Origin of the sequence: Pacificibacter marinus, from assembly GCF_018860505.1 — a bacterium.
Classification (GTDB): domain Bacteria; phylum Pseudomonadota; class Alphaproteobacteria; order Rhodobacterales; family Rhodobacteraceae; genus Celeribacter; species Celeribacter marinus_B.
On the sequence record NZ_JAHKPU010000032.1, the window covers coordinates 64,644 to 91,109 of the forward strand.

At 51.7% G+C, this 26,466-nt stretch carries 22 protein-coding genes; 8 read left to right on the plus strand and 14 right to left on the minus strand.

Annotation, left to right across the window (positions count from 1 at the left end; translation table 11 throughout):
- From KO503_RS12090 to KO503_RS12130, 9 genes are all read right to left on the minus strand, one after another.
- The gene (locus tag KO503_RS12090) at positions 1-156 is read right to left on the minus strand and encodes a hypothetical protein (protein ID WP_215991806.1); all 156 of its coding nucleotides are present in this window, start codon (positions 154-156) and stop codon (positions 1-3) included.
- Entirely contained in the window at positions 153-1,160 is a 1,008-nt protein-coding gene (locus tag KO503_RS12095) for a LacI family DNA-binding transcriptional regulator (RefSeq protein ID WP_215991807.1), read from the minus strand. Before KO503_RS12095 ends, KO503_RS12090 begins: the two co-directional genes overlap by 4 nt.
- 572 nt (positions 1,161-1,732) lie before the next feature.
- The gene (gene phoB / locus KO503_RS12100; RefSeq protein WP_215991808.1) at positions 1,733-2,422 is read right to left on the minus strand and encodes a phosphate regulon transcriptional regulator PhoB; all 690 of its coding nucleotides are present in this window, start codon (positions 2,420-2,422) and stop codon (positions 1,733-1,735) included.
- On the minus strand, positions 2,422-3,144 hold the full coding sequence (phoU, locus tag KO503_RS12105) for a phosphate signaling complex protein PhoU (protein WP_215991809.1): 723 nt from the start codon (positions 3,142-3,144) through the stop codon (positions 2,422-2,424). The genes phoB and phoU overlap by 1 nt, the downstream gene beginning before the upstream one ends.
- Before the next feature lie 12 nt (positions 3,145-3,156).
- Entirely contained in the window at positions 3,157-3,954 is a 798-nt protein-coding gene (gene pstB, locus KO503_RS12110; protein ID WP_215942811.1) for a phosphate ABC transporter ATP-binding protein PstB, read from the minus strand.
- A 14-nt stretch (positions 3,955-3,968) separates the two neighbouring features.
- Positions 3,969-5,294 carry a phosphate ABC transporter permease PstA gene (gene pstA / locus KO503_RS12115; RefSeq protein WP_215991810.1) on the minus strand — a complete coding sequence of 442 codons (1,326 nt, stop codon included), beginning with the start codon at positions 5,292-5,294 and terminating at the stop codon, positions 3,969-3,971.
- A complete protein-coding gene (pstC, locus tag KO503_RS12120) occupies positions 5,294-6,775 on the minus strand; it encodes a phosphate ABC transporter permease subunit PstC (RefSeq protein WP_215991811.1) in 1,482 nt (493 codons plus the stop codon). The genes pstA and pstC overlap by 1 nt, the downstream gene beginning before the upstream one ends.
- A gap of 118 nt (positions 6,776-6,893) precedes the next feature.
- The gene (locus KO503_RS12125) at positions 6,894-7,931 is read right to left on the minus strand and encodes a PstS family phosphate ABC transporter substrate-binding protein (protein WP_215991812.1); all 1,038 of its coding nucleotides are present in this window, start codon (positions 7,929-7,931) and stop codon (positions 6,894-6,896) included.
- Positions 7,932-8,109: 178 nt separating this feature from the next.
- The gene (locus tag KO503_RS12130; RefSeq protein ID WP_215991813.1) at positions 8,110-9,177 is read right to left on the minus strand and encodes an ATP-binding protein; all 1,068 of its coding nucleotides are present in this window, start codon (positions 9,175-9,177) and stop codon (positions 8,110-8,112) included.
- 240 nt (positions 9,178-9,417) lie between these two features.
- On the opposite strand from KO503_RS12130, the gene KO503_RS12135 reads away from it, so the two are divergent.
- Positions 9,418-9,831 (plus strand): hypothetical protein, encoded by a 414-nt coding sequence (locus KO503_RS12135; RefSeq protein WP_215991814.1) that lies wholly within the window; start codon positions 9,418-9,420, stop codon positions 9,829-9,831.
- A gap of 58 nt (positions 9,832-9,889) precedes the next feature.
- Here KO503_RS12135 and KO503_RS12140 read toward each other — a convergent pair whose 3' ends face one another.
- A complete protein-coding gene (locus KO503_RS12140) occupies positions 9,890-10,420 on the minus strand; it encodes a gamma carbonic anhydrase family protein (protein WP_215991815.1) in 531 nt (176 codons plus the stop codon).
- Complete coding sequence (gene gmk / locus KO503_RS12145) at positions 10,417-11,064, minus strand: guanylate kinase (protein WP_215991816.1); 648 nt, start codon at positions 11,062-11,064, stop codon at positions 10,417-10,419. Before gmk ends, KO503_RS12140 begins: the two co-directional genes overlap by 4 nt.
- Positions 11,065-11,644: 580 nt before the next feature.
- Between gmk and KO503_RS12150 the strand changes: the two genes are divergently transcribed.
- Positions 11,645-12,379, plus strand: coding sequence for a PAS domain-containing protein (locus KO503_RS12150; protein ID WP_215991817.1), 735 nt, complete (start codon positions 11,645-11,647; stop codon positions 12,377-12,379).
- Between the two features lie 126 nt (positions 12,380-12,505).
- Here the strand turns inward: KO503_RS12150 and KO503_RS12155 are convergent, their stop codons facing one another.
- A complete protein-coding gene (locus KO503_RS12155; RefSeq protein ID WP_215991818.1) occupies positions 12,506-13,852 on the minus strand; it encodes a class II 3-deoxy-7-phosphoheptulonate synthase in 1,347 nt (448 codons plus the stop codon).
- Between the two features lie 523 nt (positions 13,853-14,375).
- Between KO503_RS12155 and KO503_RS12160 the strand changes: the two genes are divergently transcribed.
- The 6 genes from KO503_RS12160 (at position 14,376) to KO503_RS12185 (ending at position 19,934) form a co-directional block, all read left to right on the plus strand.
- Positions 14,376-15,560 carry an ABC transporter substrate-binding protein gene (locus KO503_RS12160; protein WP_215991819.1) on the plus strand — a complete coding sequence of 395 codons (1,185 nt, stop codon included), beginning with the start codon at positions 14,376-14,378 and terminating at the stop codon, positions 15,558-15,560.
- A gap of 93 nt (positions 15,561-15,653) precedes the next feature.
- A complete protein-coding gene (locus KO503_RS12165) occupies positions 15,654-16,478 on the plus strand; it encodes an ABC transporter ATP-binding protein (RefSeq protein ID WP_215991820.1) in 825 nt (274 codons plus the stop codon).
- The gene (locus KO503_RS12170; protein ID WP_215991821.1) at positions 16,475-17,179 is read left to right on the plus strand and encodes an ABC transporter ATP-binding protein; all 705 of its coding nucleotides are present in this window, start codon (positions 16,475-16,477) and stop codon (positions 17,177-17,179) included. Before KO503_RS12165 ends, KO503_RS12170 begins: the two co-directional genes overlap by 4 nt.
- Before the next feature lie 3 nt (positions 17,180-17,182).
- On the plus strand, positions 17,183-17,599 hold the full coding sequence (locus KO503_RS12175; RefSeq protein ID WP_215991822.1) for a hypothetical protein: 417 nt from the start codon (positions 17,183-17,185) through the stop codon (positions 17,597-17,599).
- Positions 17,599-18,609: a branched-chain amino acid ABC transporter permease gene (locus KO503_RS12180; RefSeq protein ID WP_215991823.1), complete on the plus strand. Its 1,011-nt coding sequence runs from the start codon at positions 17,599-17,601 to the stop codon at positions 18,607-18,609. Before KO503_RS12175 ends, KO503_RS12180 begins: the two co-directional genes overlap by 1 nt.
- Positions 18,606-19,934, plus strand: a complete 1,329-nt coding sequence (locus KO503_RS12185; RefSeq protein ID WP_215991824.1) for a branched-chain amino acid ABC transporter permease — start codon at positions 18,606-18,608, stop codon at positions 19,932-19,934. The genes KO503_RS12180 and KO503_RS12185 overlap by 4 nt, the downstream gene beginning before the upstream one ends.
- Positions 19,935-20,088: 154 nt before the next feature.
- On the opposite strand, the gene KO503_RS12190 is transcribed toward KO503_RS12185, so the two are convergent.
- Positions 20,089-21,879, minus strand: a complete 1,791-nt coding sequence (locus KO503_RS12190) for a Hint domain-containing protein (protein WP_215991825.1) — start codon at positions 21,877-21,879, stop codon at positions 20,089-20,091.
- A 508-nt stretch (positions 21,880-22,387) separates the two neighbouring features.
- Positions 22,388-26,266 carry a Hint domain-containing protein gene (locus KO503_RS12195; RefSeq protein WP_215991826.1) on the minus strand — a complete coding sequence of 1,293 codons (3,879 nt, stop codon included), beginning with the start codon at positions 26,264-26,266 and terminating at the stop codon, positions 22,388-22,390.
- Positions 26,267-26,466 lie beyond the last annotated feature (200 nt).

Genomic DNA, 26,466 nt, shown 5'->3' on the forward strand with positions numbered 1-26,466 from the left:
TCACACGAAACGGTGGACGATAATCTCAAATTCTTCCTGTAGTCCCGTAACCGGTTGCAGGATCTGGCCTGTCGCATACCGCGCCTTAAAGCGACGGATGCAAACATCCAGCCCCACAAAAGTGAAGGGTTCCATATGAGCAAAGTCTCTGCTCATGATATGTTTTCTCTGCTGTAGATATTCATTCTAATTTTCCCAGTATCCTTGGGCAAATCACGTAGTTCTATCAAGTTGCGCATAAGGCGAACCGCCGCGACAACAGCCGCTGGAGCATCCTGATCCAGAACCAAATCGACGATGCCATCCCGCAATCCGTCGCGGGAAGTTGGCGTCAATTCGTGAACAATAACAACGGGTTTGGGATCGAGAGCCTGAACGGCGCTCACCAAACCCCGGTTCCCCGCACCGATGCCATAAATCCCCACCAAGGGCTGCTGGGCGGCGGCATCTGTGATAAGGCGTTTGACTGTCGCGGCATTATCGTCGCCCTCAACCGTTGGCAAAAGAGTGAGGCTATCAAACCGCTCTTTCATAACCGCGCGAAAGCCCATCAAACGCTCGTTGTGATCACGCGAAGACAGCGATCCCGCAATCATCAAAACCGCACCGGCAGGGCGAATAAACCGGCCCATAAACTCAGCCGCTGTGCGTCCGGCAGCGACATTGTCGAGCCCGACATAGCCTTCGCGGTCGGAATGGGGCAAATCTGCGACAAGTGTCACGACGCGCACACCACTTGCGCGCAGGCGGGTGACTTCTTCTTGAATTTCAGGCGCTTCACTTGTCATAAGTGCGACAGCATCGCAGTCTAAATTGCGCATGGCTTCGACCTGACCGGCAACATCAAAGGCCCGCGTTTGAACGATCTGTATCAAGATCTGCTCTTCAACCAAGGCCACACGTTGATATTCAAGCGCTTGCAGCAACAGAGCCACAAAACCTGTATCACTTGACGGCACAATAAAACAAAACTTGTAGACTTTGCGACGTGATAGGTTTGCAGCGGCGATATTGCGGACATATCCGGTTTGCGCAACAGCAGCTTTCACCTTAGCCACAACCTTTGCAGACACCCCACCACGATTGTTCAAGACACGGTCAACCGTAGCCAAGCTCACCTGTGCCACCGAAGCGACGTCATGCACCGTAGGTCCGCTCATCAAATCCCCCCAAGCTTGAAACCTCCCTCAAGCTATAGCGACCCTAAGAACAGTCTTGAGGTACGTCAATCAAAAATATGATGTAACCTCGTCATTTCACAACGTCACCGAGATGACATTCATTACAACCTTGTTTAATTTGGCGATCAAACCCGCATGTCCTCAGTGATCGAGATAATGAAGGTTGGCGCTGCGGCTGTTGATACCGGCGCGCGTTAACAATTACTGAATCGGGTTTAGGAATGTGGGACTGATCTACGTGCATGGCAAAGTGCTGCCTTTTCGGACGCGGTAATCAGCGTGCCGCGTCTTAGGCCCTTTTAACGATTGGCCGCTGTCACAATTGAGCAAAGTGATACTGCGCTTGGTACATGGCATGACCGCGCATCATACTATGAGAAGCAGTACCGCAGCCGCGTCCTCGGCAACCTTAAGAATCGCGCCAAGCCATTTGGGTATGATGTGCACAAATGACCAGCCGACGTTGATATCGCGGTTTCTAAAAAAGGCGCGGAGCACTGCCCCGCGCCTTTTTTGTGTGATTTTGTCGTAAGGAGCCTTAGACCCAGCGGCTATCCAAGCGCGTAGCCTGCGCCGCGAACTGTTCGTACTGGGTCTTCGCCGCCATGTTGACACAGAGCTTTGCGCAGACGTCCGATATGGACATCGACTGTACGCGTATCGACATAGATATCACGCCCCCAAACCCGATCCAGCAACTGCTCACGTGACCAGACACGGCCTGGTTTTTCCATAAAGGTGGTCAACAGACGAAACTCGGTTGGGCCAAGTTTCAAAGCACTGTCAGAGCGTGTCACTTTATGGGTTTCTGCATCAAGACGGATGTCGTCAAACGACAACACCTGCCCCACAGCTGATGGGCGCACGCGACGCAATTGCGTGCGCACGCGGGCCATCAATTCGATCACTGAATACGGTTTGACCACATAGTCATCCGCACCCGTTTCCAAGCCCCGCACGCGATCAACATCTTCTGAACGCGCTGACAGCATGATGATCGGGATTTGACGTGTCTCTGCGCGCGATTTCAACCGACGGCAAATTTCGATGCCAGACACACCAGGCAACATCCAATCAAGGACGATGATGTCTGGTGCCTCTTCGCCTACAAACAACAAGGCATCATCGCCATTTTCGGCTTTGGTGACCTGAAATCCTTCGGATTCAAAGTTATAGCCCAAGACTTCACGCTGCGCTGGTTCATCTTCGACAAGCAAAACATGCGGACGATCAACAGACATCAGAACGACTCCATATCCATGTCAGTGTGCGATGTCAGATCACCTTTTGGACGGCTTTCCTCTGGCATTTCCCCCGTGACAAGGTAGATCACTTGCTCAGCAATCGAGGTCGCGTGATCGCCCATGCGTTCGATGTTTTTGGCAATGAAGTGCAGATGCATACAGGCCGAAATATTGCGCGGATCTTCCATCATGTAGGTCAGGAATTCACGGAACAAAGCATTGTACATCTGGTCGACGTCAAGATCACGTTGACGCACTTGCTCAGCCAATTCGGCATCGCGTTGAATGTAGGCGTCCAGTGCGAGCTTGAGCATTTCCTCAACTTCGCGCGCCATGCGGCGGATAGAGGCACCTGCCCCTGTGATTGGCTGCATATCGGCCAAGACACCTGTGCGCTTGGCTAAGTTTTTCGCGTAATCACCGCAGCGTTCCAAATTACCTGCGATTTTCATCACAGTTAAAACGGTGCGCAAATCGCCTGCCGCAGGTGAACGCAATGCGATCACGCGGGCGGCTTCTTCATTGATTTGCTCTTCCAAAGCATCGATGGCTTTGTCAGAGGCGCGCACTTTAGCCGCCAGTTCAACGTCACGTTCTTCCAAGGCCTGCGCCGCAGAGGTGATATTGGCTTCAACCAAGCCACCCATTTTCATGATCAGAGCTTGGATGGCTTCTAGGTCGCGATCAAAAACCGACGCGATGTGTTTTTCATTTGTCATAGAAGTTACTCCTTAACCGATCCGGCCAGTGATGTAGGACTCTGTACGTGGGTCCTGAGGATTGGTGAAAATTTGACCTGTTTCGCCGTATTCAACAAGGTTTCCGAGGTGGAAGAAGGCTGTTTTTTGGCTCACACGCGCAGCTTGCTGCATGGAGTGCGTGACGATCACCACAGAGAAGTTTTCGCGCAATTCGTCGATCAGCTCTTCGACCTGAGCGGTGGCAATTGGGTCAAGCGCAGAACATGGCTCATCCATCAACAGAACCTCTGGTTCGGTGGCCACAGCACGGGCAATACACAAACGCTGTTGCTGACCGCCTGAAAGACCTGTGCCCGGCGCATGCAGGCGATCTTTCACCTCGTTCCAAATCGCACCGCGGCGCAGGGATTTTTCAACGATTTCGTCAAGATCCGCTTTGGTGCGCGCCAAGCCGTGAATACGTGGGCCATAAGCCACGTTGTCGTAGATTGATTTCGGGAACGGATTTGGTTTTTGGAACACCATGCCAACTTTGGCGCGCAATTGCACCGGATCAACACGTTTGTCGTAGATGTCTTCACCTTCGATTTGGATAGACCCTTCAACGCGGCAAATATCGATGGTGTCATTCATCCGGTTCAGGCAACGCAAGAATGTGGATTTGCCGCAGCCAGACGGACCAATAAAGGCTGTCACAGTCTTATCTTTGATCTCGACATTCACGTCTTTGATCGCATGGGTGTCACCGTAATAGACCTGTACACCTTTGGCGGAAATTTTAATGTCGTTCATGTCAACGTCTCTTTTCACAATTCGCATATCGTTCATTTTGTTACCCTTTCCTACCAGCGACGCTCAAAGCGGCGGCGTAGAATAATTGCGATGATGTTCATTGTCAGAAGGAAAGCCAGCAAGACGATGATACCGCCCCATGCCTTTTCATAAAAACCAGCATCAGCGCGAGCGGCCCAAGTGTAGATTTGTGCAGGCATTGCAGAGTTCGGGTCAAGGAAGCCACTGACAACCCCATCAGGGAATTCGCGGGCCACGAAGCCAACCATCCCGATGAGCAAGAGTGGTGCAGATTCACCCAAAGCCTGCGCCAAGCCAATAATTGTCCCCGTCAAAATGCCAGGCATAGCGAGCGGCAACACATGGTGGAACACGGATTGCATCTTAGACGCGCCAATCCCCAAAGCGGCATCACGAATGGATGGTGGCACAGCTTTCAATGATGCACGTGTCGAGATGATAATCGTTGGCAGTGTCATCAAGGTCAAAACCAAACCACCAACAAGCGGGGCTGATTGTGGCAGGTGCATAAACTGAATGAACACGGACAGGCCCAGAATACCAAAGACGATGGACGGCACAGCAGCGAGGTTTGAAATGTTCACTTCCACAATATCTGTGAACTTGTTTTGCGGCGCGAACTCTTCAAGGTAGATGGACGCAGCAACACCGATCGGCAAGCTGAGAAGCAAAACCACCAACATCATAAAGAGTGACCCAACAGCCGCCGCACCGATACCAGCGCCACCAGGGTTATCAACACCCGCATCTGTGCCCTTGATAAAGGCCCAGTTAAAGCGGCCCGTCAGAATATCTGCGTCGGTCAATGCGTCAACAATATCAAGGTCGGTTTTGACCAAGAAACGACTGTCCACAAGGCTTTCCCGATCGACACGGCCTTTGAAATAGCCTTCGACGCGCGACGATGTTTGCAATTGGAATGTAACGGGGCGTCCAATATCGTCTGGGTGTTCACGGTAGTGCCCGCGAATGTCGCCACCGACCTTACCCAAGATGCGTTCAATCGCATCAGAGTCGTAGGCCACATCGACACCGCGTTCATCCAAAGCGTTACTGAAGTTTTCGATGAAAATATCAGTGTATGCAGCGGTTTTCAGCATTTTGCTTTCAGCGGCATCGTAATCTTCTTGCGACAAGGTCACTTCGAGCTTGGCCACATATTGCGTAAAGGCCGGCAAGCCCGAGCGCAGGATAGAAAAGGCTAGAGCGGCAAGAAAAAGAACACCGATCGAGATCGCAACAATACCGTAGGCACGAAACCGTGCCTCTGCGGCGTTTCTTTTTTTGGTACGCGGATCCGCGACCATAAGTGAGCCGTGTGAGATACGGCCATTTGAGGCTGATTGATCAGACATTAGTCGTATTGCTCCCGGTATTTACGAACAATGATAAGGGCAACAACGTTCAGCGCGAGTGTGATAACAAAAAGCGTCATCCCCAGCGCAAAGGCCACCATCGTTTCAGGACTGTTAAATTCACCATCACCCGTAAGCTGGCTGACGATTTTAGCGGTGACTGTTGTCATAGCTTCGAGTGGGTTAAGCGACAGGCTGGCCGCAGCCCCTGCCCCAAGCACCACGATCATGGTCTCACCAATGGCGCGTGACGCAGCCAAAAGAACCGCCCCTACGATGCCCGGCAAAGCCGCCGGCAAAATCACTTGGCGAATGGTTTCAGACTGGGTTGCGCCCAGACCATAAGATCCATCACGCATCGCCTGTGGCACAGCGTTGATGATATCATCAGACAATGACGACACAAACGGGATCAGCATGATGCCCATCACCAAACCCGCTGTCATTGCGGCCGTACCACCAGACATCCAATTCACACCCAATAGGCCATCAGCGCCAAAGATATTGACCAAAAGTGGGCCTACGGTGAGCAAAGCAAAGAGACCGTAAACAATGGTCGGAATGCCCGCGAGAACTTCGAGGACAGGTTTTGCGATAGAGCGCACAGAATTAGAAGCGTATTCAGACAGGTAAATCGCAGCAAAAAGACCAAGTGGGACAGCGACAACCAATGCGATGATGGAAATGTAGAGTGTCCCCCAGATCAGTGGCAAAAAGCCCAGATCAGATGCGCCACCGCGACCAGAAAAGCTTGGTTCCCAACGTGTGCCAAAGAAAAAGTCAGCACCCGGAAAGGATTCAAAAAAGTCGATTGTGTTAAAGATCAAGCTGAAGACAATGCCCAAAGTGGTCAAAACCGCGATGGAAGCTGCAGCAATTAACAAGACAAGAATACCACGTTCAACGACATTGCGGGCGCGGAAGTCTTTGTCGGTTTGTTTCAAGGCATATCCGAACCCCGCCGCTGCAATCAGCAACACAACGATCCCGCGGATCATATTACCTGTCGCCGCCAAGGCACGGAATTTTTGCGCCGCTTCCAATGTGGATTGCGTGACAGTCGATCCGACAGCAACACCAACACTGGCAAGGCGCTCGCGCACGTTGGTAAAGTCTACACGAACATCGCTTGCGGCGTCGCGGCTCATTGCCCCTTGGGCGACAGCGACATCAAGACCATCCGCAACGCGGCGGACATCTGCCATCATAAGGGAACGGGACGATCCTTGTGCAACATCTGTGTTGCTGATCATCCCCAGAACAGATTGCTCAATAAGCAACGGTTGAACCGTCATCCAAATGACCAAAACCAAAAGCGATGGAACCAAAACCAATAGGGCAACATTTTGCCCGTAGTAGCCCTTTAATGAATGCAAAAGACGCAGATCGCCATCTGCTGAGGCCATCGCTCTGCGAACCCCCAACACGTAGCCAACCACGGCAAGTGCGCCAACGAGAGCGACAATTAAAAGCGTAGACATGTGCGTGGGCCCCCCAGCACCAGAGATATCAAATCCAACGACTAGTGCCTGAATATTGGCGCCGTTGGGATGGTTCGGGTGGCCCTATACCAAGGCCACCCGAGACGAAAAGGCTAGATTATTTTACAGCCAATGTGTCTTCAGCAGAGACAGACGCTTGTGTTGCTGCAAGCTCAGGGTCAGATACGAGACCGTATTGAGCCAATGGACCGTCTGGGCCAGCAACTTCGTTAGAGATAAAGAATTGTGCGAATTCTTTAACACCTGGGATAACGCCGATGTGTGCTTTTTTCACGAAGAAGTACAATGGACGTGACACAGGGTAGTCGCCAGCTGCGATTGTTTCAGTGGTTGGCTCAACGCCACCCATTGTTGCAACTTTAAGTGAGTCTGTGTTGTTCTCGTAGAATGCGAGACCAAAGATTCCAACACCGTTCGGGTTTGCTTCGATACGTGCAAGTGTTTCTGTGTAGTCACCGTCGATGTCGACAGTGATACCGTTGCCACGTACTGCAAGACAGGCGCTTTCTGCGTCATCTTCGGACATGCCGCCAGCAACCATTGCGTCAAACGCGCCAGTTTCTTCACAGCCAACCAACAGTACTTTTTCTTCAAACACTTCGCGTGTGCCGTGCTTGGTGCCCGGAATGAATGCGTTGATGTCAACGGCTGGCAGTTCAGCATTGAAGTCAGCCCATTGTGTGTGCGGGTTGGCAACAACTTCGCCGTCAACCAGAACATTTGCGCCAAGAGCGTTGAAGATGTCAGTTGGTTCAAACGTTGTGAATGCAGGGCCGTCGATTTGGGATGCAAATACGATGCCGTCGTAACCGATTTTAACTTCGATGATGTCAGTCACACCGTTTTCGAGGCAAAGCGCGATGTCGCTGTCACGGATTGGACGTGAAGAGTTTGCGATGTCGATTGTGTTTTCGCCAACGCCTTCACAAAAGCGCTTGAGACCAGCAGATGAGCCACCGGATTCAACAACGGGTGTCGGGAAGTCAAAGTTGTCGCCAAACGCTTCAGCGACGATAGAAGCGTATGGGAGAACTGTGGAAGAACCAGCAACTTGAACGTTATCACGTGCGGCTGCGGCAGTTACAGACATAGCGGAGATCGCCAGCGCTGAGGCGGAAAGTTTAACAAAGGACATATGTAGCTCCTGAAATTCATATCATGAGAGGCGTTTCGTTTCTCTCTCAGTGGCGGTCTAAACTCACTTAGCTATGCTTTTGTGAAAGTAATGTAACAAATACATGACAAAGACCAAATTTCAGGCAAATAATATGAAGCCAAATTTAGGACAATGAAAGCCCCACGCCCCTAACCCCTTAATCGTAAGGTAAAATAACCGAAAAACAGCTGCCGTTGCCCGCATGGCTTTCCACACGTAATCTGCCGCGGTGACGGTTTAATATGTGTTTTACGATGGCCAATCCAAGCCCCGTGCCGCCCATTTCACGCGATCTATGGGTGTCGACGCGATAAAAACGTTCGGTCAAGCGCGGAATGTGATGTGCGGGAATGCCCTCGCCTTGATCTGCGATATCAACACGCACAGCAGGGCCGCGCATTGTGGGTTCAATGGCGTGAGACGTTATACAAATTGACACTTCGCCGCCATCAGGTCCGTATTTGATCGCGTTTTCAACAAGGTTGGTGAACACTTGGGTCAGTTGGTCTTGATCCCCCATCACCAAATCCTGCGCATCGCCGCCCTCTAGGCGCAACGACACTTCGCGCGCTTCGGCCAAAGGGTGCAAGGTCTGCACAACTGAGCGCACCACAGCAGGCACATTCACCTCATTCGTCGGGCGCACACGGCGGTCTGCCTCGACGCGGCTGAGCGATAAAAGATCGCCCACGATTCGGTTCATACGCTTGGCCTCTGCGTCCATAATCGACAAAAACCGTGTCCTAGCATCCACGTCATTGGCCGCAGGGCCAAGCAGGGTTTCGATGAATCCAAGCACAGCCGTCAGCGGCGTGCGCAGTTCATGCGATACATTCGCGACGAAATCCCGACGCATTTGCCCCGCTTCTTGCAGCTCTGTTTTGTCTTCGAACGCGATGACAACATAGCCGACGTCTTGTGTCACTGCTGCGCGGATTTGAACTTCAAAGTGTAAATCGCGTGATGATTCCGATACGCGGTAGATGGCTGTCGCATCCTCGCCCAGACGCAATACGTTCTCAATGGCGTCCAACAACATGGGTTGGCGCAACACAGTTATATAGTGCCGTCCCTGTGTGCCTGATCCAAAAAGGTCTTCCGCTTTTTGATTGGCAATAACCACCCGTTCATCACGGCCAATGACGATCAACGGCAAAGGCATCGCTTTGGCCATTTCTATCACAAGGTCATTTGCAGACGTTTCGGTGTATTGTGTGGAATTCATCGCGAGATCTTTCTAAAGGTGTTGCCTTGAGTACTGACAGAGTATGACGCGCATGTGACCCTTTTGCATGTGCTTTCGCTTTAAGGTTGTTGAATGCGGCTTTACCTTGATTTTGCAGCTTCGTAGATTCGCAAAATGGTAATTTTTCCGATATTGCCAAAAACAATGTTGCATTTCGGCGGGTTTCCGCTTCTCTTACAACTAAGCAGAAAAAATTCATAATAGGCCGCGCGACGAAAAATGGGCAATATCTCAACTTCTAAGTTCTTTGATGTGATTGCGATGTCCCGCAAGGATCGGCAGAGCGACACCATCATGACGCTGATGGTTGGTGAGTATGCTCGTGTGCAAGGCGCGGAAAATTTGATGCCCACGTCCTCAGCTGTCTTCTACTTGGACTTTAAGGACTTATCTGCTGATGTTTTGCGCGCGGTCAATCCCGATGTGGTGATTTCACCTGCGATCGGCACGACATTCGATTGTTTGGAGCTGGCCGAGTTCTTGGAAAAAGCTGCATTTTCTGGTCGGTATCGTGTGGTTTTGGATAAGATCCCACGTCCAGATATCATCTGTCGTGAAGTGCGCCACACGCATCCGATGCTGGATTTCGATGTCATCAGCGAAAAACCAGAGCTTGCGAAACATATGAACTAGGCGGCGGCGCGATCAAGGTCGCACCGATTTCTTGCATGCACCCCTCTCACAAACAGGCTTAGCCAATCGGTTCGAGACCGTCTTTAAACCGGCGCCCGTTGTGTTGATAGCGCAGAGCTTGCTCTTTTAACGCCTCGATCTGATCTTGTGACAATTGACGTACAACTTTCCCAGGGGCCCCCATCACAACGGATCCATCAGGGATTTCTTTGTTCTCGGTGATCAAAGCCCCTGCCCCGATCAGACAGTTTTTGCCGATCTTGGCTCCGTTCAACACGATGGCTCCCATGCCAATCAAGGTGTTTTCGCCCAAGGTACAGCCATGCAGCATCGCTTTATGCCCAATCGTACAACCGGCACCAATGGTCAAAGGAGATCCCATATCCGTGTGTAGCACTGCATTCTCTTGGATGTTGCTGCCAGCACCGACATCAATCATTTCATTGTCGCCACGCAATGTTGCACCAAACCAGATATTCGCGCCCGCGCCCAAACTGACTTTGCCGATGACATTGGCATCATGTGCCACCCAGTAGTCACCGTTTTCTGGCAAAATAGGCGCGTGATCGTCAAGACTATAAAGTGTCATGTTTCAATTTCCTCAAATTCTGCCTGCAATCCGCGCACCACATCCAACAACCCCGGCTGCTGCCTGCGGTGCAACCGCTCTGCCGATACGATGGTTTTCAAGCGCTCAAATGATGTATCAAGATCGTCATTCACCAGAACATAATCATAGCCATCCCAATGACTGATTTCGTCCCAACTTTGGCGCATCCGTTTTTCGATCACATCCGAACTGTCTTGGCCGCGAGTCTCAAGACGTCTGCGCAACTCGGTGATGGAGGGCGGCAGAACAAAAATCGACAAGACATGATCGCGTAGGGCTGAATTGGCGATTTGCTGCGCCCCTTGCCAATCCACATCGAACAACACATCCTTGCCCGCTTCAATCGCTTTACGCACTGGCCCCGCAGGCGAGCCATAGTAGTTGCCAAAGACCAAAGCATGCTCAAGCATATCGCCACTGGTGACCATCGATTTAAAGTCATCCTCGGCTGTGAAATGGTAATCAATGCCATTTTGCTCGCCAAGGCGCGGGGCGCGAGTGGTGGCCGAAACGGAAAAACTCAACGTTTCGTCCCACTGCATTAAACGTTTGGCAAGCGTGGATTTACCCGCACCAGAGGGCGACGATAAAATGATAAGAAGTCCGCGGCGTTCGGCTGACATGTGTCCCTCCTTATAATGGACCATATTTCTATAGTGCGCGCTGATAGGCTTGACCACCGTTTCGAATGGCCTTTTGCGGGTGATTTTGGCCGCAGTGCAGCAATAAGGCAAATGGAGCCTGCAATTTGATATAACGCCCCCCAAATGAGGCAAAAACATGTCCTGCCCTAAGGGAATGTCAGAAAGGCAGTCCTTTTAAAATGTCAAAATTAACGTTTGAGTGGCCCTAAAATCGATGGTTTTTCGGCCACTCCCAACCCATTTTGCGATTGAATGCCACAAGTGAACACGTCAAGATCGTTTTTTCTGACCTGCCGCTCTATGGATCGAATAATAATTATATGTATCTGTTTTCATGACGTATTTGGAAAAATCCATCGTCATTGATTTTCACAAACATGCTCTGAAATGGCCATTTCAAGACCCAAAACAACGGTCGCTATTAACCATTCATTAGGAAAATCCACCAATTTGGGCAAACTCGTGGCATAAAAGGGCCAAGCAAGCACAGACACATCGTGCTCAGACAGAACAAGGCAGCATAGGCCCATAGCGCCGCTGCAAACGATTAGGTGATGAAATGAAAATTGATTATGACAGCGGGTCTAACGTCGTGTCCCTTATACCGCGTCGCAACGAAATGATCTTTCCAGCACTGCGCGAGGTCGAAGCCTACTGGGACGGCCTGCGCAATGGTCGTCCCGTGCCAGCCCGCAGCGACATTGATCCACGCGGCATGCAATCTGCATTGGAATTTGCCTTCATTCTTGAACGCATTGCCCCCGGTATTGCCCGCTTCCGCCTTGCGGGGATGCATCTGACCGACTTGATGGGCATGGAAGTGCGCGGTATGCCACTCACAGCGATGTTCGTGCCTGAAAGCCGCGCGAAAATCTCTGCAGTGATCGAATCTGTGTGTGATACCCCGCAGATCACAACCCTTACCCTGAAAGGTGAACGCGGCATTGGTCGTGGATCTTTGGATGCGCAACTTTTGCTTTGCCCGCTGAAATCCGATCTTGGGGATGTGAACCGTATTCTTGGCTGCTTGCAGTCCAAAGGCAACATTGGCCGTCAGCCCCGCCGCTTTGACGCTATTGAAACTGTGTCGCGCCCTCTTATAAACGCAGGCATTCAAGACACACCAATGTCAGAGGGCATGACAGAAAAAGGCACCCCGATCCCACAAGGGTTCGCAGAAGCGCGCAAAGCCTATCTTGAGCAAAAAGACACTATGACAACGGCTCAAGACACTCCACAGCCGCCGCGCCCAACAGGCAAACCCGCTTTGCGCCTTGTCTCGACCGATGACTGATCTAATGAACATGAGCGCATTGCGGCAAAAATTGTCACCTAGCTCACACCGCAATACGACCTAACGACCAGACACAAAAAAGGCCGGACATGACATCCGGCCTTTTCATATTATATATCAAGCCGCTCAGCGGGCGTTTTTAGACAGCTCTTCAGCCACCAAGAACGCAAGTTCCAAAGCTTGTGATGCGTTCAAGCGCGGGTCACAAGCTGTGTGGTAACGATCTGCCAGATTTTCGTCGGTCACTTCGATCGCGCCGCCAGTGCATTCGGTCACATCCGCACCAGTCATCTCGAAATGCACGCCGCCCGGAATGGTTCCGTGTGCGCGATGAACTTCGAAAAATTCCTGCACTTCGCCCAAAACACTTTCAAACGGACGGGTTTTGTAACCGCTGTCTGATTTGATCGTATTGCCGTGCATAGGATCGCAAGACCACACAACGTTCGCGCCCTCTTCTTTCACCGCTTGAATCAAACGTGGAAGATGCTCTTTGACATTGCCGGCCCCAAAGCGCGCGATCAAGGTCAAGCGCCCTGCCTCATTCGCTGGGTTCAGCTTTTTCATCAAAATTTTCAGGTCTTCTGCAGTCGTTGTCGGACCACATTTCAAACCGATGGGGTTGGACACGCCCGAACAGAATTCAACATGCGCCCCGTCAGGTTGACGTGTGCGATCGCCGATCCAGATCATGTGACCGGATCCCGCGACAGTATCGCCCAAAGTGCTGTCCACGCGGGTCAGCGCCTCTTCGTATTCCAACAACAATGCTTCATGCGAGGTGTAGAAATCAACGGTTTTCAAATCATTGTTGTTGTCAGACGTCATGCCTGCGGCGCGCATGAAATCCAGCGCGTCTTGGATGCGATTGGCCATATCGCGATATTTCTCGGCTTCGTCGGCCTCTGTGAAGCCCAGAGTCCAACCATGCACGCGGTGCACATCGGCAAACCCACCTTTGGAATAGGCGCGCAACAAGTTCAAACTTGCCGCCGCTTGGGTGTAGGCTTGCAACATACGGTCAGGATCAGGGATGCGCGCCTCAGGCGTGAAATCAAACCCGTTGATGATGTCGCCGCGGTAGCTTGGCAACTCCACACCATTTGATGTCTCAGTTGGCGCAGAGCGTGGTTTCGCAAATTGACCCGCCATACGGCCCACTTTCACCACAGGCACTTTCGCGCCAAAGGTCAAAACCATCGCCATTTGCAGCATCACTTTGAAGGTATCGCGAATTTGGTCTGCACCAAATTCGGAAAAGCTTTCCGCACAATCGCCACCTTGCAGCAAAAACGCTTCACCGCGTGAGGCAGCCGCGAGTTGGGATTTCAGTGTTTTGGTCTCGCCTGCAAAGACAAGAGGAGGATACTTGGAGAGTTGTGCCTCAACCGCGTTGAGTTTTGCCTCGTCCGTATACTCGGGCATTTGCACACGCGGTTTGTTACGCCATGCTGATTTTACCCAATCCGTCATTGTCTCTACTCCGGGAAATTAATTCATTTATGCCACGCAGCGCAGAGTGTTAGCGCGAGCAGCCCAAGCGTTATAGGCGCAGGTCTTGGGTTGGAAAACCCGAAATGGTAAAAAAAGTTGCGCAATTTAGGGGCAATTGCACAATCAACATGCGCGTTGGTCTCAACACCCCCCAAAAACCATCGTATGTTTTGGATGAATTGCCTTGCAAGTGACCTTAGCCACAGACCAAAGCAGCCCGAAATGAAGACAGTGACGTTACGTGACGTTTAAGCGATTCTTTGATGTATCGCTGTTTTCGGCAGTTTTTTACACAATCGTCATCGAACATCCGAGATCGTATTTCTGCCGTTTGGCGTAGAAAATGGGTGTTTTTTGTACAATTGGATAAAAAAAACACAATATATGGGATAGTATTTCTAATTCCCTCACGCCATTCGCCATCCCCGTCTAGTTGCTTTTCATTTTGAAACTGTCGATCTACGCTTCCCACAGAACAATGATTCAACTGGGAGAATAACGAATGAAAAAACTTCTATTGGCCACAGCGGCTACGACACTTATGGCAGGCGCATCATACGCCGACGAAATCAAGCTGGGCCTTATGCTCGGATTTTCTGGTCCTGCTGAATCTTTGGCACCAGACATGGCTGGCGGTGTGCGCGCTGCGGCCAAAGAAATATCAGACAGCGGCAAGTTCTTGGACGGCACAACCGTCGCCATCGTTGAAGGCGATTCCACATGTACGGACGCGGCAGTTGCCTCATCTGTTGCAGAACGCATGATCACATCTGACGGTATCGTTGGCCTTATCGGGGCTTTGTGTTCCGGTGCAACTGGCGCGGCTTTGACCAATGTTGCGGTGCCAAACGGCATGGTGATGTTCTCGCCATCCGCGACATCGCCTTCTTTGACAACCATCGAAGACAACGGCTTGTTCTTCCGCGCCTCCCCATCTGATGCGCGCCAAGGTCAAGTTATGGCTGAATCGCTGCTCGAAAAAGGCGTGATGTCAGCGGCTGTCACCTACACAAACAACGACTACGGCAAAGGCTTGGCCGATGCGTTTGAATCCTCCTACACAGATTTGGGCGGCAAAGTCACCATCAACACATCCCATGAAGATGGCAAAGCGGATTACTCTGCTGAAGTGGGCGCATTGGCCTCTGCTGGCGGTGATATTCTTGTTGTTGTTGGATACCTTGATCAAGGTGGCCCAGGCATCATTCGAGCGGCCCTCGATACAGGTGCCTTTGATCGCTTCCACCTGCCCGATGCGATGATCGGTGACACAATCGAAGACCGCTTTGGCACTGAAATCGAAGGAGCTACTGGTCAAGTTCCAGGATCAGATTCTCCAGGTGGCGAACTGCTCGTCGCGATTGGCGAAGCAAACGGTTACAATGGCACAGCGCCCTACGCCCCTGAATCCTATGACGCAGGTGCTATGATGTTGCTGGCGATGCAAGCGGCTGGCTCCTCTGACCCACAGGTCTACAAAGACTTCGTGATGGGTGTTGCCAATGCGCCGGGTGAAAAAATCTTCCCAGGTGAATTGGCCAAAGCGCTCGATATCCTCGCCTCTGGCGGTGACATTGACTATGTGGGCGGCACCGCTGCCGAGCTGATCGAACCTGGTGAAGCGGCTGGATCTTACCGTGAGATTCTTGTCAAAGACGGTAAAATCACCACTGTTGGCTACCGCTAATCGGTTAGATATTTTGCACAGCCCGAGATTTTGTCTCGGGCTGTTCGCATAGTCGACCCACAAAAAAGACGGTAAACCCAAGGGGATAGTTATATGATCGAAGTGCGTGATCTACACATGCATTTCGGCGGTTTTCGCGCGGTGGACGGGGCATCGCTTTCCATCAAGGAAGGTTCCATTACAGGTCTGATTGGCCCAAATGGCGCGGGAAAAACGTCGCTTTTCAATTGCATCGCAGGCGTTTTGACGCCCACCAGCGGACAAATCTTGTTTGATGGCGAAGACGTCACAGGTTTGAAACCGCATCAATTGTTCCACAAAGGCATCTTGCGTACTTTTCAGATCGCGCATGAGTTTTCCACCATGACTGTGCGTGAAAACTTGATGATGGTGCCAGCCAATCAATCTGGTGAAACGCTGTGGAATGCTTGGTTCAAACGCGGTCAGATTGCGGTTGAAGAAGCAGCCTTGCGTAAAAAAGCCGACGAAGTTTTAGAGTTCCTGACCATTTCTCATATCGCGGATGAGAAAGCTGGCAATATCTCTGGCGGGCAAAAAAAGCTTGTCGAGTTGGGCCGTACCATGATGGTCGATGCCAAAATCGTCTTTCTGGATGAAGTGGGCGCAGGCGTGAACCGCACCCTGCTATACACCATTGCCGATGCGATCAAACGGCTGAACACCGAACGCGGCTATACGTTTTGCATGATTGAACATGATATGGAGTTCATCAAAATGCTCTGTGATCCGGTGATTGTTATGGCTTCCGGCCAAGTGATGGCAACGGGATCAGCGGACGAGATTATGCAAAATGAACAGGTGATCGAGGCCTATCTAGGCACGGGCATCAAGAACAAAGAAGCCACCGAAGGGCTAACCAAGGACGCCATTCCAGCAGCATCGGAGGGCACAGCATGAGCTATTTGAGTGCCACTCATATGACTGGCGGCTACGGCGGCGCGGACATTTTGCACGATTGTGAACTGTCGGTCGAACAAGGCGAAATTGCCGTGATTGTTGGCCCGAACGGTGCTGGCAAATCGACTGCGATGAAAGCCGTGTTTGGGATGCTGAACATCCATACCGGATCAGTTGTGCTGGATGGCGAAGACATCACCAAATTGTCGCCGCAAGAACGTGTGTACAAAGGCATGGGCTTTGTGCCGCAGACCTCAAACATCTTTCCGACCATGACGGTTGAAGAAAATCTGGAAATGGGCGCGTTCATTCGCACCGATGATTATCAACAGACCTTGGAACAGGTCTATGAAATCTTTCCTGCAGTCTATGAAAAACGCAATCAGAACGCGGGCGAATTGTCAGGCGGACAGCGTCAACAGGTTGCTGTCAGCCGCGCTTTGATGACAAAACCTAAATTGCTAATGCTGGATGAGCCAACTGCGGGCGTCTCCCCCATCGTGATGGATGAATTGTTTGATCGCATTATCGAGGTGGCGAAAACAGGTATCGCTGTGCTTATGGTGGAACAAAATGCCAGACAAGCGCTTGATATCGCGGATAAAGGCTATGTTTTGGTGCAAGGCGCCAATGCTTATACGGACACAGGGGCTGCACTTCTTGCAAACCCTGAAGTGCGCCGCACGTTCTTAGGGGGTTAGACGATGCACAGACTGGTCGTGCCGACCCTCGTTTTTACGCCGATTGTGATTGGAGTGCCGATTTACGTCTATACATCTTATGTGGAAAATCAAAAACCCAACCTGCCTGCCGAATTGTTCTGTGTCTCAGAAACAATTTGCGAAGGCAGCGCCGCCAATTGCCGCAGCGGGTCAGCACCCTTGCACTTCAAACGCGGTGACGATTTTGACGGCGAAATGCAATTCGACAACGGGCGCAAACTGACAGGTGCTGTGACTGCTGTTGCTGGGCAGATGTCGGGGCGATTTAATGAGCCAGGAGGCGGGACGTATGAGATGGAAATCTCAACCGAAAACTTCACGTTGATGCACCGCGTTCCAGATGTGCGTGGAACACAAAAAGAAACCTATTTTCAGGGCACATGTGAGAGGGTGAATTGATGGATATTCTCAACGCCTTAGTGGCATTTGCGAATTTTGTACTGGTGCCGGGCACCGCTTATGGCGCGCAGCTTGCGCTTGGGGCCCTTGGGGTCACGCTTATTTACGGAATTTTGCGGTTTTCGAATTTTGCCCACGGTGACACCATGGCCTTTGGCACGATGTTTACCGTGTTGATCACCACCGCGATGCAATCGGCTGGGATCAGTTTTGGCCCCATGCCCACCGCCCTGCTTGCTTTACCGTTTGCGATCTTGTGCACCATGGCTTTGGTGCTTGCCACCGATCGCGCAGTGTACCGTTTTTATCGCAAGGTCAAAGCGGCGCCAGTGATGTTGGTGATTGTGTCGATGGGCGTCATGTTTGTGATGAACGGCGCGGTGCGGATGTTCGTTGGTACCGATGATCGGCGCTTTGCAGATGGGGAACGTTTCATCATCACCGCGCGTGATTTCAAATCCATGACAGGCCTATCCGAGGGCCTTGCCATTCGCACAACGCAAGCCATCACCGTACTGGTGGCAATCATCGTTGTGGCCGCCTTGTTTTGGTTCTTGAACAGAACGCGCACTGGAAAATCGATGCGCGCCTATGCAGATAACGAAGATTTGGCGCTTCTCTCAGGCATCAACCCTGAGCGTGTCGTGACCATCACATGGTTGATTGTCGCGGCTTTGGCCACCATCGCAGGCACGCTTTATGGATTAGACAAGTCCTTTAAGCCGTTCATTTATATGCAACTTTTGCTTCCTATATTTGCCTCAGCCATCGTTGGCGGACTTGGGTCGCCACTGGGGGCCATCGCAGGTGGCTTTGTGATCGCCTTTTCCGAAGTGACGCTGACTTATGCGTTCAAAAAGGTCGTCACCTATCTGGTGCCAGAGACTTGGGCACCAGAGGGATTGGTGCAACTTTTGTCCACCGACTATAAATTTGCGGTGTCCTTCGCGATCCTGATCATCGTTTTACTGTTCAAGCCAACAGGTCTGTTTAAGGGGAAATCGGTATGAGCCAATCTCACAATCACAGCCCATCGTCTGCCTACCGCGCGCCTTTGTACTTTGGGGCCATGGCGGCCCTGATCATCGCCGTTGGGTTTATCCAGTCTTGGAATTCGGCTTTGTTCATTTTGAACATGGGGCTGATTTCTGCGATCATGGCGCTTGGTGTGAACCTGCAATGGGGCTTCGCGGGCCTGTTTAACGTCGGCGTTATGGGCTTTGTCGCTCTGGGTGGTTTGGCCGTTGTACTTGTTTCGACCTCTCCTGTTGGTGAGGCTTGGCAAGCGGGTGGGCCACGCGTGCTGTTTGCACTTATGCTGGGCGTCGGAACTATTATTGGCGCGATCTTACTGTGGAAAAAGCTGGCTAAGGGGCGTATCCGCGCGCTGATCGTAACCGCTTGGATCGTCGCAGGGTTCTTTCTCTTCCGTGCGGTGTTTGATCCGGCTGTGGCCGCCATTGAGGCAATAAACCCCGCGATTTCTGGCAACCTTGGCGGTCTTGGCTTGCCTGTGCTGATCGCTTGGCCGGTTGGTGGCTTGTTCGCGGCGGGCGCTGCGTGGCTTGTGGCCAAAACCGCTTTGGGGTTGCGCTCCGATTACTTGGCAATTGCCACACTTGGCATTGCTGAAATCATTATCGCGGTGATGAAAAACGAAGACTGGATGGGCCGCGGCGTGAAAAACGTCATCGGCCTGCCCCGCCCTGTGCCTTATGAAATCGATTTGCAGCAAAGCGAATGGTTCATTGGCATGATGCAATCTATCGGCGCAGATCCCGTCACCGCGTCGAGCATTTTCGTCAAGCTTTGCTATGCGGGTTTGTTTTTGGCAGTCATTCTTTTGTTGATCACGGCCATGCAGTTGGCGCTCAATTCACCTTGGGGGCGAATGATGCGTGCGATCCGAGACAACGAAGTGTCGTCTGAGGCCATGGGCAAGGATGTCACCGGACGCCATTTGCAAATCTTTGTGCTTGGGGCAGCCATTTGTGGCTTGGCAGGAGCAATGATGACCACGCTGGACGGACAATTGACGCCAGCATCCTATCAGCCGCTGCGCTTTACCTTTCTGGTTTGGGTGATGGTGATTGTTGGTGGATCGGGCAACAATTGGGGCGCTGTTTTGGGCGGTCTGTTTATTTGGTTCCTCTGGGTCGAAGTCGAACCGATTGGGCGCTTCTTGGCCCAAGTGCTGACCTCTGGCTTGGCCGATGACAGTGGTATCAAAGAGGTTATCATGGATCGTATGGTCTATATTCGCCCCCTCACGATGGGGCTGGTGCTGCTCTTTGTGCTTCGGTTCAATCCGCGTGGATTGCTGCCTGAACGCTAAAGCTTTTCACAGACGACAAAGTTTAGGGCGTGCCATATCAGGCGCGCCTTTTTTTTGCTTTCAGGCGGAGGACATTGGTTCACTTTATACTCCCTGAAACGCAAAAAAGGCGACCCAAAGGCCGCCTTTGTTATTACTGCTTTTGCGCCTGTGTTTAGCTGGCAAGCAAAAGACGTGTTTCGTGTTTTTTCAATGACTTACGTGCGGATTCGTAATTGGTCAAACCGCTTTGTGTCGCAAGCTCAGGGAAGAGCGATAGCACTTCGTCACGTTGCGCGGATTTCAAGCCACCAAGCGATGCTTCACCAGGTTGGAACGTTTCGGTCCAAGCCCCGTTGGATAGCACAACTTCATGGTTGTCACACAAGAAGTGGATGTAAGACGTTTGCGCAGGACGCGCTTGCGAAATGCCAGGCATGCCAACCAAATGGATCGCAGGCGATAGAACTTCGCGTTCCTCAAAGTAGAGCTGCGCACGGTCAGAGGTGAGCAACACACGGTGCTGTGGCGAAACCATCAGGTCGCGTTCAGGCAAACCGTTGCCCAAAGCGCCTTTTTGGATCAGCACAGGCGCCAAAGACTCTTGGCGATCAAAGTCAGCTTTTGTGAGGTCTTTTTGGCCAACCCAACGAATTTCCTGTACACCATTGTCGCGCGTGAAGACTTTATCGCCCTCTTTCAGCGTTTCAGCTGCCACCTCACCTCGCGGTGTCGCAATGGCTGTGCCCGGTGTGAAGCAGATCACGAACTCTTCGATGTCAAAGTAATTGACGTTGGCCGATTGGCCCGTGGAAGAGTTGTAAAACGTCATCTGGCCCGTAAAGCCATTGCCGTCATCATCGGGGTTTTGCACGTTGTTGGTCAGCTCATAGCCGTTCTCGATAAACCAACTGACATCAAGGGTATCTTGATCCGTCGCATCACCATCACCATCGCCGTAAACTGTGGTGTTGTTCGGATTCGACGTGGTGCCAATCGAATTAACCACAATGGTATCCGCGCCGTTGCCGCCGTGAAGCTCATCATTTTCGCCACCACCGTACAGCGTGTCGTCGCCTTCGCCGCCATAGAGTTTGTCATAACCATCGCCTGCCGTCAGCGTGTCATCGCCATCTTCGCCGTAGATTACATCATTGCCGTCACCACCGTCGATGGTGTCATTACCAGGAACCAGCGGTGTCACGACGACGTCATCAATCAAGTCACCATTCATTGAGAATCCAGACTGTGTGGTCCGTGTGGTCAAGGTGAAGGTGATGGATGTTTGGTTCTCGAATTCTGCTGAGAACCAAGCGTCTTGATCTGACGGGCTGTTGGCCTCTGTGCCTGATGCGATGACTTCGGAGCCTGTATTCGTGACCTCTAAGGACGTGTCAGAGCTGGTTCCAAATCCAGTAAAGGAGCCTGAATCAACAGAAACAGATTCGACATCACCAACCGAGTTACGGTCAAGATCGTTGAAAGTCGCTGTCGAATTGATGGAAACCGCTTCGCCGGTGGTCGGGTTAAAGAATTCCAAACGGAAGGTCGCCGTTTCACCACCATCATGAGACGATGAACCTTTGCCGCTGTTCAACAGGATTTCAGCCCCGTTGCCCCCGCTCAAATCGACATTCAAAGATCTGTCAGATGTTTCAACAAGAACCAGTCGGCCAGAAATCCAAGTGCCATCATCCAATTGCGCAACTTTTGCGTAGATGGCTGTGTCACCAGGATCGGCGTTATTGTTACCTGAAGAGCTGTCTGAGACGAGGTTCGAACTTGAAAGAGACAGAGCGCTTGCATCCAAACCACTGTTGTCAGAACTGTTGCCCGCATCACCATATAGGGTATCGTTGCCGTCACCACCGTTGATGATGTCATCACCGCCAAGACCATTAATTGTATCATCGGCACTGGTGCCGTTTAGCGTATTGTTGCCGCTGTCGCCATTAATATCGGCCATCGTACATCCCCATTCGGTGTAGGGCGTCAACATCGCCCAAAATCAAAACGTCTATAGGCGACTGGCAGGTCACCTTTATCAAAACCGCAAATGCAGTCTTAACATTCATTTACCACTAAATTGGCAACCAGACAGAGGGAGATTGTATGAATATTCCCCCCGATGGTATGTTTTGACAGTTGAGACGCAGGGGGAGCAGAACTTACGCTCATTCAACTAACTGAAAAACTTAAATAAAAATAAAAATTTGGACGATTTGGTGAAAATTTCAACCCCATACGAACGGTGCGTCACAATAATGTGCAGACGTTTCTAAAGTGGAAACGACTGCACAGATATTTGATATTTCGATCAAATTTGGAAACGGCCATATGACGTGAGAGCGAAAACCCTAAACGGATCTTAGAATCATATGGCTGTTCGACAGTCTTAACCATGGATAGGTTATGACCCCGAATGCCATGCCCCCAAGGCTGGCATTCGGGTGAAAGCTTGGCTATCGGGGTGCTTAGGACACCAACAGTTCAGCTTCATGCTTGCGCAGCACGCGACGTGCTGTTTCATAATGGCCGCGACCGGACTTTTCGCGCAATTCAGGGAAGATCGAGAAGATTTCTTCGCGTTGTTCTTCACCGATACCGGCCAAGGTGAAGTCACCAGGCTGGAAGCTTTCAGACCAAGTGCCATTCCCGAGGATCACTTCGTGGTGGTCAAACATCACGTGGACGTAAGTGACACCTTCAGCGCCCATAAGCTCAACACCGTCCATCTTGGTTAGGTGTTTCGCAGCGACAAGAACTTCGTGATCGTCAAAGTAGAGCGCCGCCTTTTCAGACGCGACGAGCATGCGGTGGTTTGGTGACACCATCATGTCGCGCTCTGGCAAGTCATTGCCCAAAGCCCCTTTGCGGATCATCACTGGGCAAAGCTCAGTGCGCAACATCAAGTCAACAGTCGACAAAACCTTGTGGCCAACCCAGCGGATGGTTTGAAGTCCATTGTCGCGGGTGATGACTTTGTCGCCCACTTTAAGGGTTTCAACAGTCACTTCACCTTCCGGTGTCGCGATCATCGTGCCTGGCGTGAAACATGGGATGACATTCTCGATGTTCTCGAATGTCATCGATCCAGTTACATTGCCATCACCATCTAGGAAATCGACAGTACCGTTTTCGGAGTTGGATGGATCATAGGTGATATTGAGCGGACCAGCGCCTGACAGATCAAGCGTATCGTTGTCATCGCCTGCTTCGCCACCGTCAACCACATCACCAGCGTTACCGCCAATGATTGTATCCGCATCCGCACCACCAAAGATATCATCCGCGCCAGTGCCGCCTGTGATGGTATCATTGCCGTCACCACCATCGATGATGTCATCGCCGCGGTTGCCGTAGATGGTATCATCGCCTGCGCCACCATTCAGGATATCGCTGCCATCGTTGCTGGTCAGAGATATGTTGTCGAGCAAAGGACCATAGGTGGAGTTTTCATCGCTAAGTTCACGGAACTCAAGACGATCATCGCCAGAGCCTGTGACTTCGAACTCGTAGGTTTCCCACTCATCACCTGGCTCAATCGTATCGATCAAAACACCGCCAAAGTACACTTCGACCTGATCTTCAGACCCTTCAACACGCTGCATCACATCAACGCTGATAGTGTAGCTTTCACCGTCAGTTGTATCCACGTCTTGGTAGATGCTGTCGAGGCCACGTTCGGCGTCAAGTTCGATAAACGTGCCGCCGTCTTGTGAGAACTCACCCTCGAACCCGTTGCCCCAAGTCTCGATAAGACCTGAATTGGACTGCCAGCCTGTGATCGAAGACACTTGCGAGAAAGTGCCATCCGCTTGACCGCTTTCCAAAGCGCCGTTGACCAAAAGGTTTTCGGACAGATCGCTGTCATCGCCAACGATCAAGTCATCGCCGTCACCGCCGTCAATCGTGTCATTGCCCGCGTTGCCGTAAAGCATGTCATTGTCGATGCCACCGTCGATGGTGTCGTCGCCGTCACCGCCCAAAAGCGTATCTGTGTCATCGCCACCGATGATCGTATCATCGCCTGCGCCGCCATCAACATAGTCTCTGTCGTTTTCTGGAACTGGGTCTGTGTCGTCGCTTTCATCGGTGTGGTTCATCACCCCATCGACATCAGAGGCATCAATGTAATCATCGCCATCGCCGCCGTAGATTTCATCAGACCCATGACCGCCGGTGATCGTATCGTTGCCTGTGCCACCATAGACCGTATCGTCGTCAATGCCTGCATTGATGATATCGTCGCCAGAACCACCATCGATGTAATCCGCATCGTCACCTGTCAGGATCGTATCGTTGCCAGCGCCACCGTAAACGGTGTCTTTACCGTCTTCTGTGTTCTGGTCTGATCCGTATGGGTACAAAGCATTTGGCAAGGCAGGATCGTCGCCAACGTAGTCAGAGAAGGTGTCATTGCCCACGTCGATATAATCATCGCCGTCGCCGCCATCGACATAGTCAGCGCCTTGGACGTCGATGATTGTGTCGTTGCCTGAGCCACCGTAGACGGTATCGTTATCGATGCCCGAATAGATGGTGTCATCGCCGTCGCCGCCGAGAACCGTATCCGCATCGTCACCTGTGTATATGGTGTCATTGCCAGCACCGCCGTCAACATAGTCGATGTCATCGGTTGGGTTTACGTCATCGTAGATGTTTGTCGGGTACGGCGTGTCATCAAGCGCTGCGTCAAGCAAGAGTGATGGATCTGCGGCGAGCTCGTCAAAAGTGTTTGGGCCAGAATTTGCACCGGACACATCGATAAAGTCGTCGCCAGACCCGCCTTCAACAGTTTCAGAGCCGCTGGTATCGATGATCGTATCGTTGCCTGAGCCACCCAGAAGCGTATCGTCACCAGCATTGCCGTTGATGTAATCATCGCCAGAGCCACCATCGATGTAATCGGCTTCGTCGCCTGCATCTGCGTCAACGGAATATGACAGGTTGTCGATCGCGCCAGAGCCCGGCAATGAAACCGTCATGCTGGCAACACCAGCCGTATCAATGTCGAGCGTCGCCACGCCACCGTTGGCCGTTGTCGGTGTTGGGATCGTGGCGATAACAGCGCCGTCAACATCGAACAATGTCACGGTGCCTACGCCATTATCCATGTCGAGGAATGTCAGGCTATTGACTGTTGAAACGTCAGCAAAATCAAAGACAAACGTGCCGCCGGATGCGTCATCATCAGGGTCAGTGCTGTCGCCATCTTCTGACAAGATCAGAACATTGCCAAGCGTGCCGCTTGCAAGGTCACTGTCGCCCCCAGTTGGGTTGGCAGTATCAAAGACCATAACTGGATTGCTTGCGCTGGCGCTTGAAATGGTTACGCCGTCGCTGATGAACTGATTGCCAACAACTTCGCCTGTGGTCAGGTCGTTGAAATCAAGTGTCACGTCTTTTGCAAGCGCGCCGCCATATAATTCATCGTCACCAGAACCACCTGTGATCGTATCTGCGCCCGCGCCGCCATAAGCAACATCGTCGCCTGCGTCGCCAGCAACAGTGTCGTCACCGATTTCACCAAAGAGCAAATCGTTGTCGTTCATGCCTTCCAAGAAATCGTCGCCAGTGCCGCCGTGCAGCTCGTCGTCGCCATCAACACCACATAGGGTATCATCGCCAGATTCGCCGAAGACTTCATCATCTCCGTCACCTGAAATCACAAGATCGTCGCCCGCACCTGCGTGAACGATGTCGTCGTCGCCGACTTCACCGTCCAACAATGCGTCATCATTGTCGATCATATCGCCTTCGGGATCACCTTCGTAATCATCCGTGATTGTGTCGTCGCCGTCAGTGCCTGAAACGATACCGTCCAAATTCGTGGCTTCGTCAAAGGAAATGTCAGCAATTTTTACGGTACCAGACGTAGAAGAATCGCTGCCGTTGTCGTGAATGACTGAAAAGCTCACGATTGGGCCAGGGATCGTTACGGTTACGGTATCAAGCGCACCAGAACCTTCGACGGCTGAGGTCTCGTTGCCGTCGCCTTCGACCGAATTCCCATCAACTTCATGCTTGTACAGGTCCGAAAATGTAACTTCGACCTCTTCGCCCGCAGCGTTAAGTGCAACGATGGTGACTTTATCGTCCCAACCATAACCGGAATCGACGTCAAACACTTCAAAAGTGACATTTGAGACTTCTTCGGTGAAGGTAAACTCAGCAGTTGTCGGTTTATCGACGGATGAACTTACCAGCTCCCCCCCAGACATTTGGAAAGAGTCACCATGTGATTTTGGTGTCGAGACTGAGACACCAACTGCGTCGCCACCTGTGGTCGATGAGACTGTTGTTGACCCGTCGGCGCCGGTTGAGTTGAGATCGAGTGTGTAATCGGACATGTTTAAAGCTCCTGGTTGCCGCCGCGCTCATCGCTGTTCACGACGACGACGCAAGTGTAATGATTATGGGGTTTTGCCAAAGCAAAGCAGACGGGATTGACGCCGTTTAAGGTGGAGAATGCGCGATGGGCGCTCAGACGATATGTTTGACACTTCGTCATGCTAGACACTTTGCCATACTCTCTCTCCTACACACGTAT

What these genes read in the sequence shown, in the direction of transcription:
- KO503_RS12155 (WP_215991818.1), bottom strand. Translation starts at nt 13,852, where the DNA reads ATGACGGATTGGGTAAAATCAGCATGGCGTAACAAACCGCGTGTGCAA.
- KO503_RS12165 (WP_215991820.1), top strand. Translation starts at nt 15,654, where the DNA reads ATGATCGAAGTGCGTGATCTACACATGCATTTCGGCGGTTTTCGCGCG.
- KO503_RS12135 (WP_215991814.1), top strand. Translation starts at nt 9,418, where the DNA reads ATGGGCAATATCTCAACTTCTAAGTTCTTTGATGTGATTGCGATGTCC.
- KO503_RS12170 (WP_215991821.1), top strand. Translation starts at nt 16,475, where the DNA reads ATGAGCTATTTGAGTGCCACTCATATGACTGGCGGCTACGGCGGCGCG.
- gmk (WP_215991816.1), bottom strand. Translation starts at nt 11,064, where the DNA reads ATGTCAGCCGAACGCCGCGGACTTCTTATCATTTTATCGTCGCCCTCT.
- KO503_RS12190 (WP_215991825.1), bottom strand. Translation starts at nt 21,879, where the DNA reads ATGGCCGATATTAATGGCGACAGCGGCAACAATACGCTAAACGGCACC.
- KO503_RS12140 (WP_215991815.1), bottom strand. Translation starts at nt 10,420, where the DNA reads ATGACACTTTATAGTCTTGACGATCACGCGCCTATTTTGCCAGAAAAC.
- KO503_RS12195 (WP_215991826.1), bottom strand. Translation starts at nt 26,266, where the DNA reads ATGTCCGATTACACACTCGATCTCAACTCAACCGGCGCCGACGGGTCA.
- KO503_RS12160 (WP_215991819.1), top strand. Translation starts at nt 14,376, where the DNA reads ATGAAAAAACTTCTATTGGCCACAGCGGCTACGACACTTATGGCAGGC.
- KO503_RS12125 (WP_215991812.1), bottom strand. Translation starts at nt 7,931, where the DNA reads ATGTCCTTTGTTAAACTTTCCGCCTCAGCGCTGGCGATCTCCGCTATG.
- phoB (WP_215991808.1), bottom strand. Translation starts at nt 2,422, where the DNA reads ATGTCTGTTGATCGTCCGCATGTTTTGCTTGTCGAAGATGAACCAGCG.
- KO503_RS12130 (WP_215991813.1), bottom strand. Translation starts at nt 9,177, where the DNA reads ATGAATTCCACACAATACACCGAAACGTCTGCAAATGACCTTGTGATA.
- pstB (WP_215942811.1), bottom strand. Translation starts at nt 3,954, where the DNA reads ATGAACGATATGCGAATTGTGAAAAGAGACGTTGACATGAACGACATT.
- KO503_RS12095 (WP_215991807.1), bottom strand. Translation starts at nt 1,160, where the DNA reads ATGAGCGGACCTACGGTGCATGACGTCGCTTCGGTGGCACAGGTGAGC.
- pstA (WP_215991810.1), bottom strand. Translation starts at nt 5,294, where the DNA reads ATGTCTGATCAATCAGCCTCAAATGGCCGTATCTCACACGGCTCACTT.
- KO503_RS12090 (WP_215991806.1), bottom strand. Translation starts at nt 156, where the DNA reads ATGAGCAGAGACTTTGCTCATATGGAACCCTTCACTTTTGTGGGGCTG.
- KO503_RS12175 (WP_215991822.1), top strand. Translation starts at nt 17,183, where the DNA reads ATGCACAGACTGGTCGTGCCGACCCTCGTTTTTACGCCGATTGTGATT.
- KO503_RS12185 (WP_215991824.1), top strand. Translation starts at nt 18,606, where the DNA reads ATGAGCCAATCTCACAATCACAGCCCATCGTCTGCCTACCGCGCGCCT.
- phoU (WP_215991809.1), bottom strand. Translation starts at nt 3,144, where the DNA reads ATGACAAATGAAAAACACATCGCGTCGGTTTTTGATCGCGACCTAGAA.
- KO503_RS12150 (WP_215991817.1), top strand. Translation starts at nt 11,645, where the DNA reads ATGAAAATTGATTATGACAGCGGGTCTAACGTCGTGTCCCTTATACCG.
- pstC (WP_215991811.1), bottom strand. Translation starts at nt 6,775, where the DNA reads ATGTCTACGCTTTTAATTGTCGCTCTCGTTGGCGCACTTGCCGTGGTT.
- KO503_RS12180 (WP_215991823.1), top strand. Translation starts at nt 17,599, where the DNA reads ATGGATATTCTCAACGCCTTAGTGGCATTTGCGAATTTTGTACTGGTG.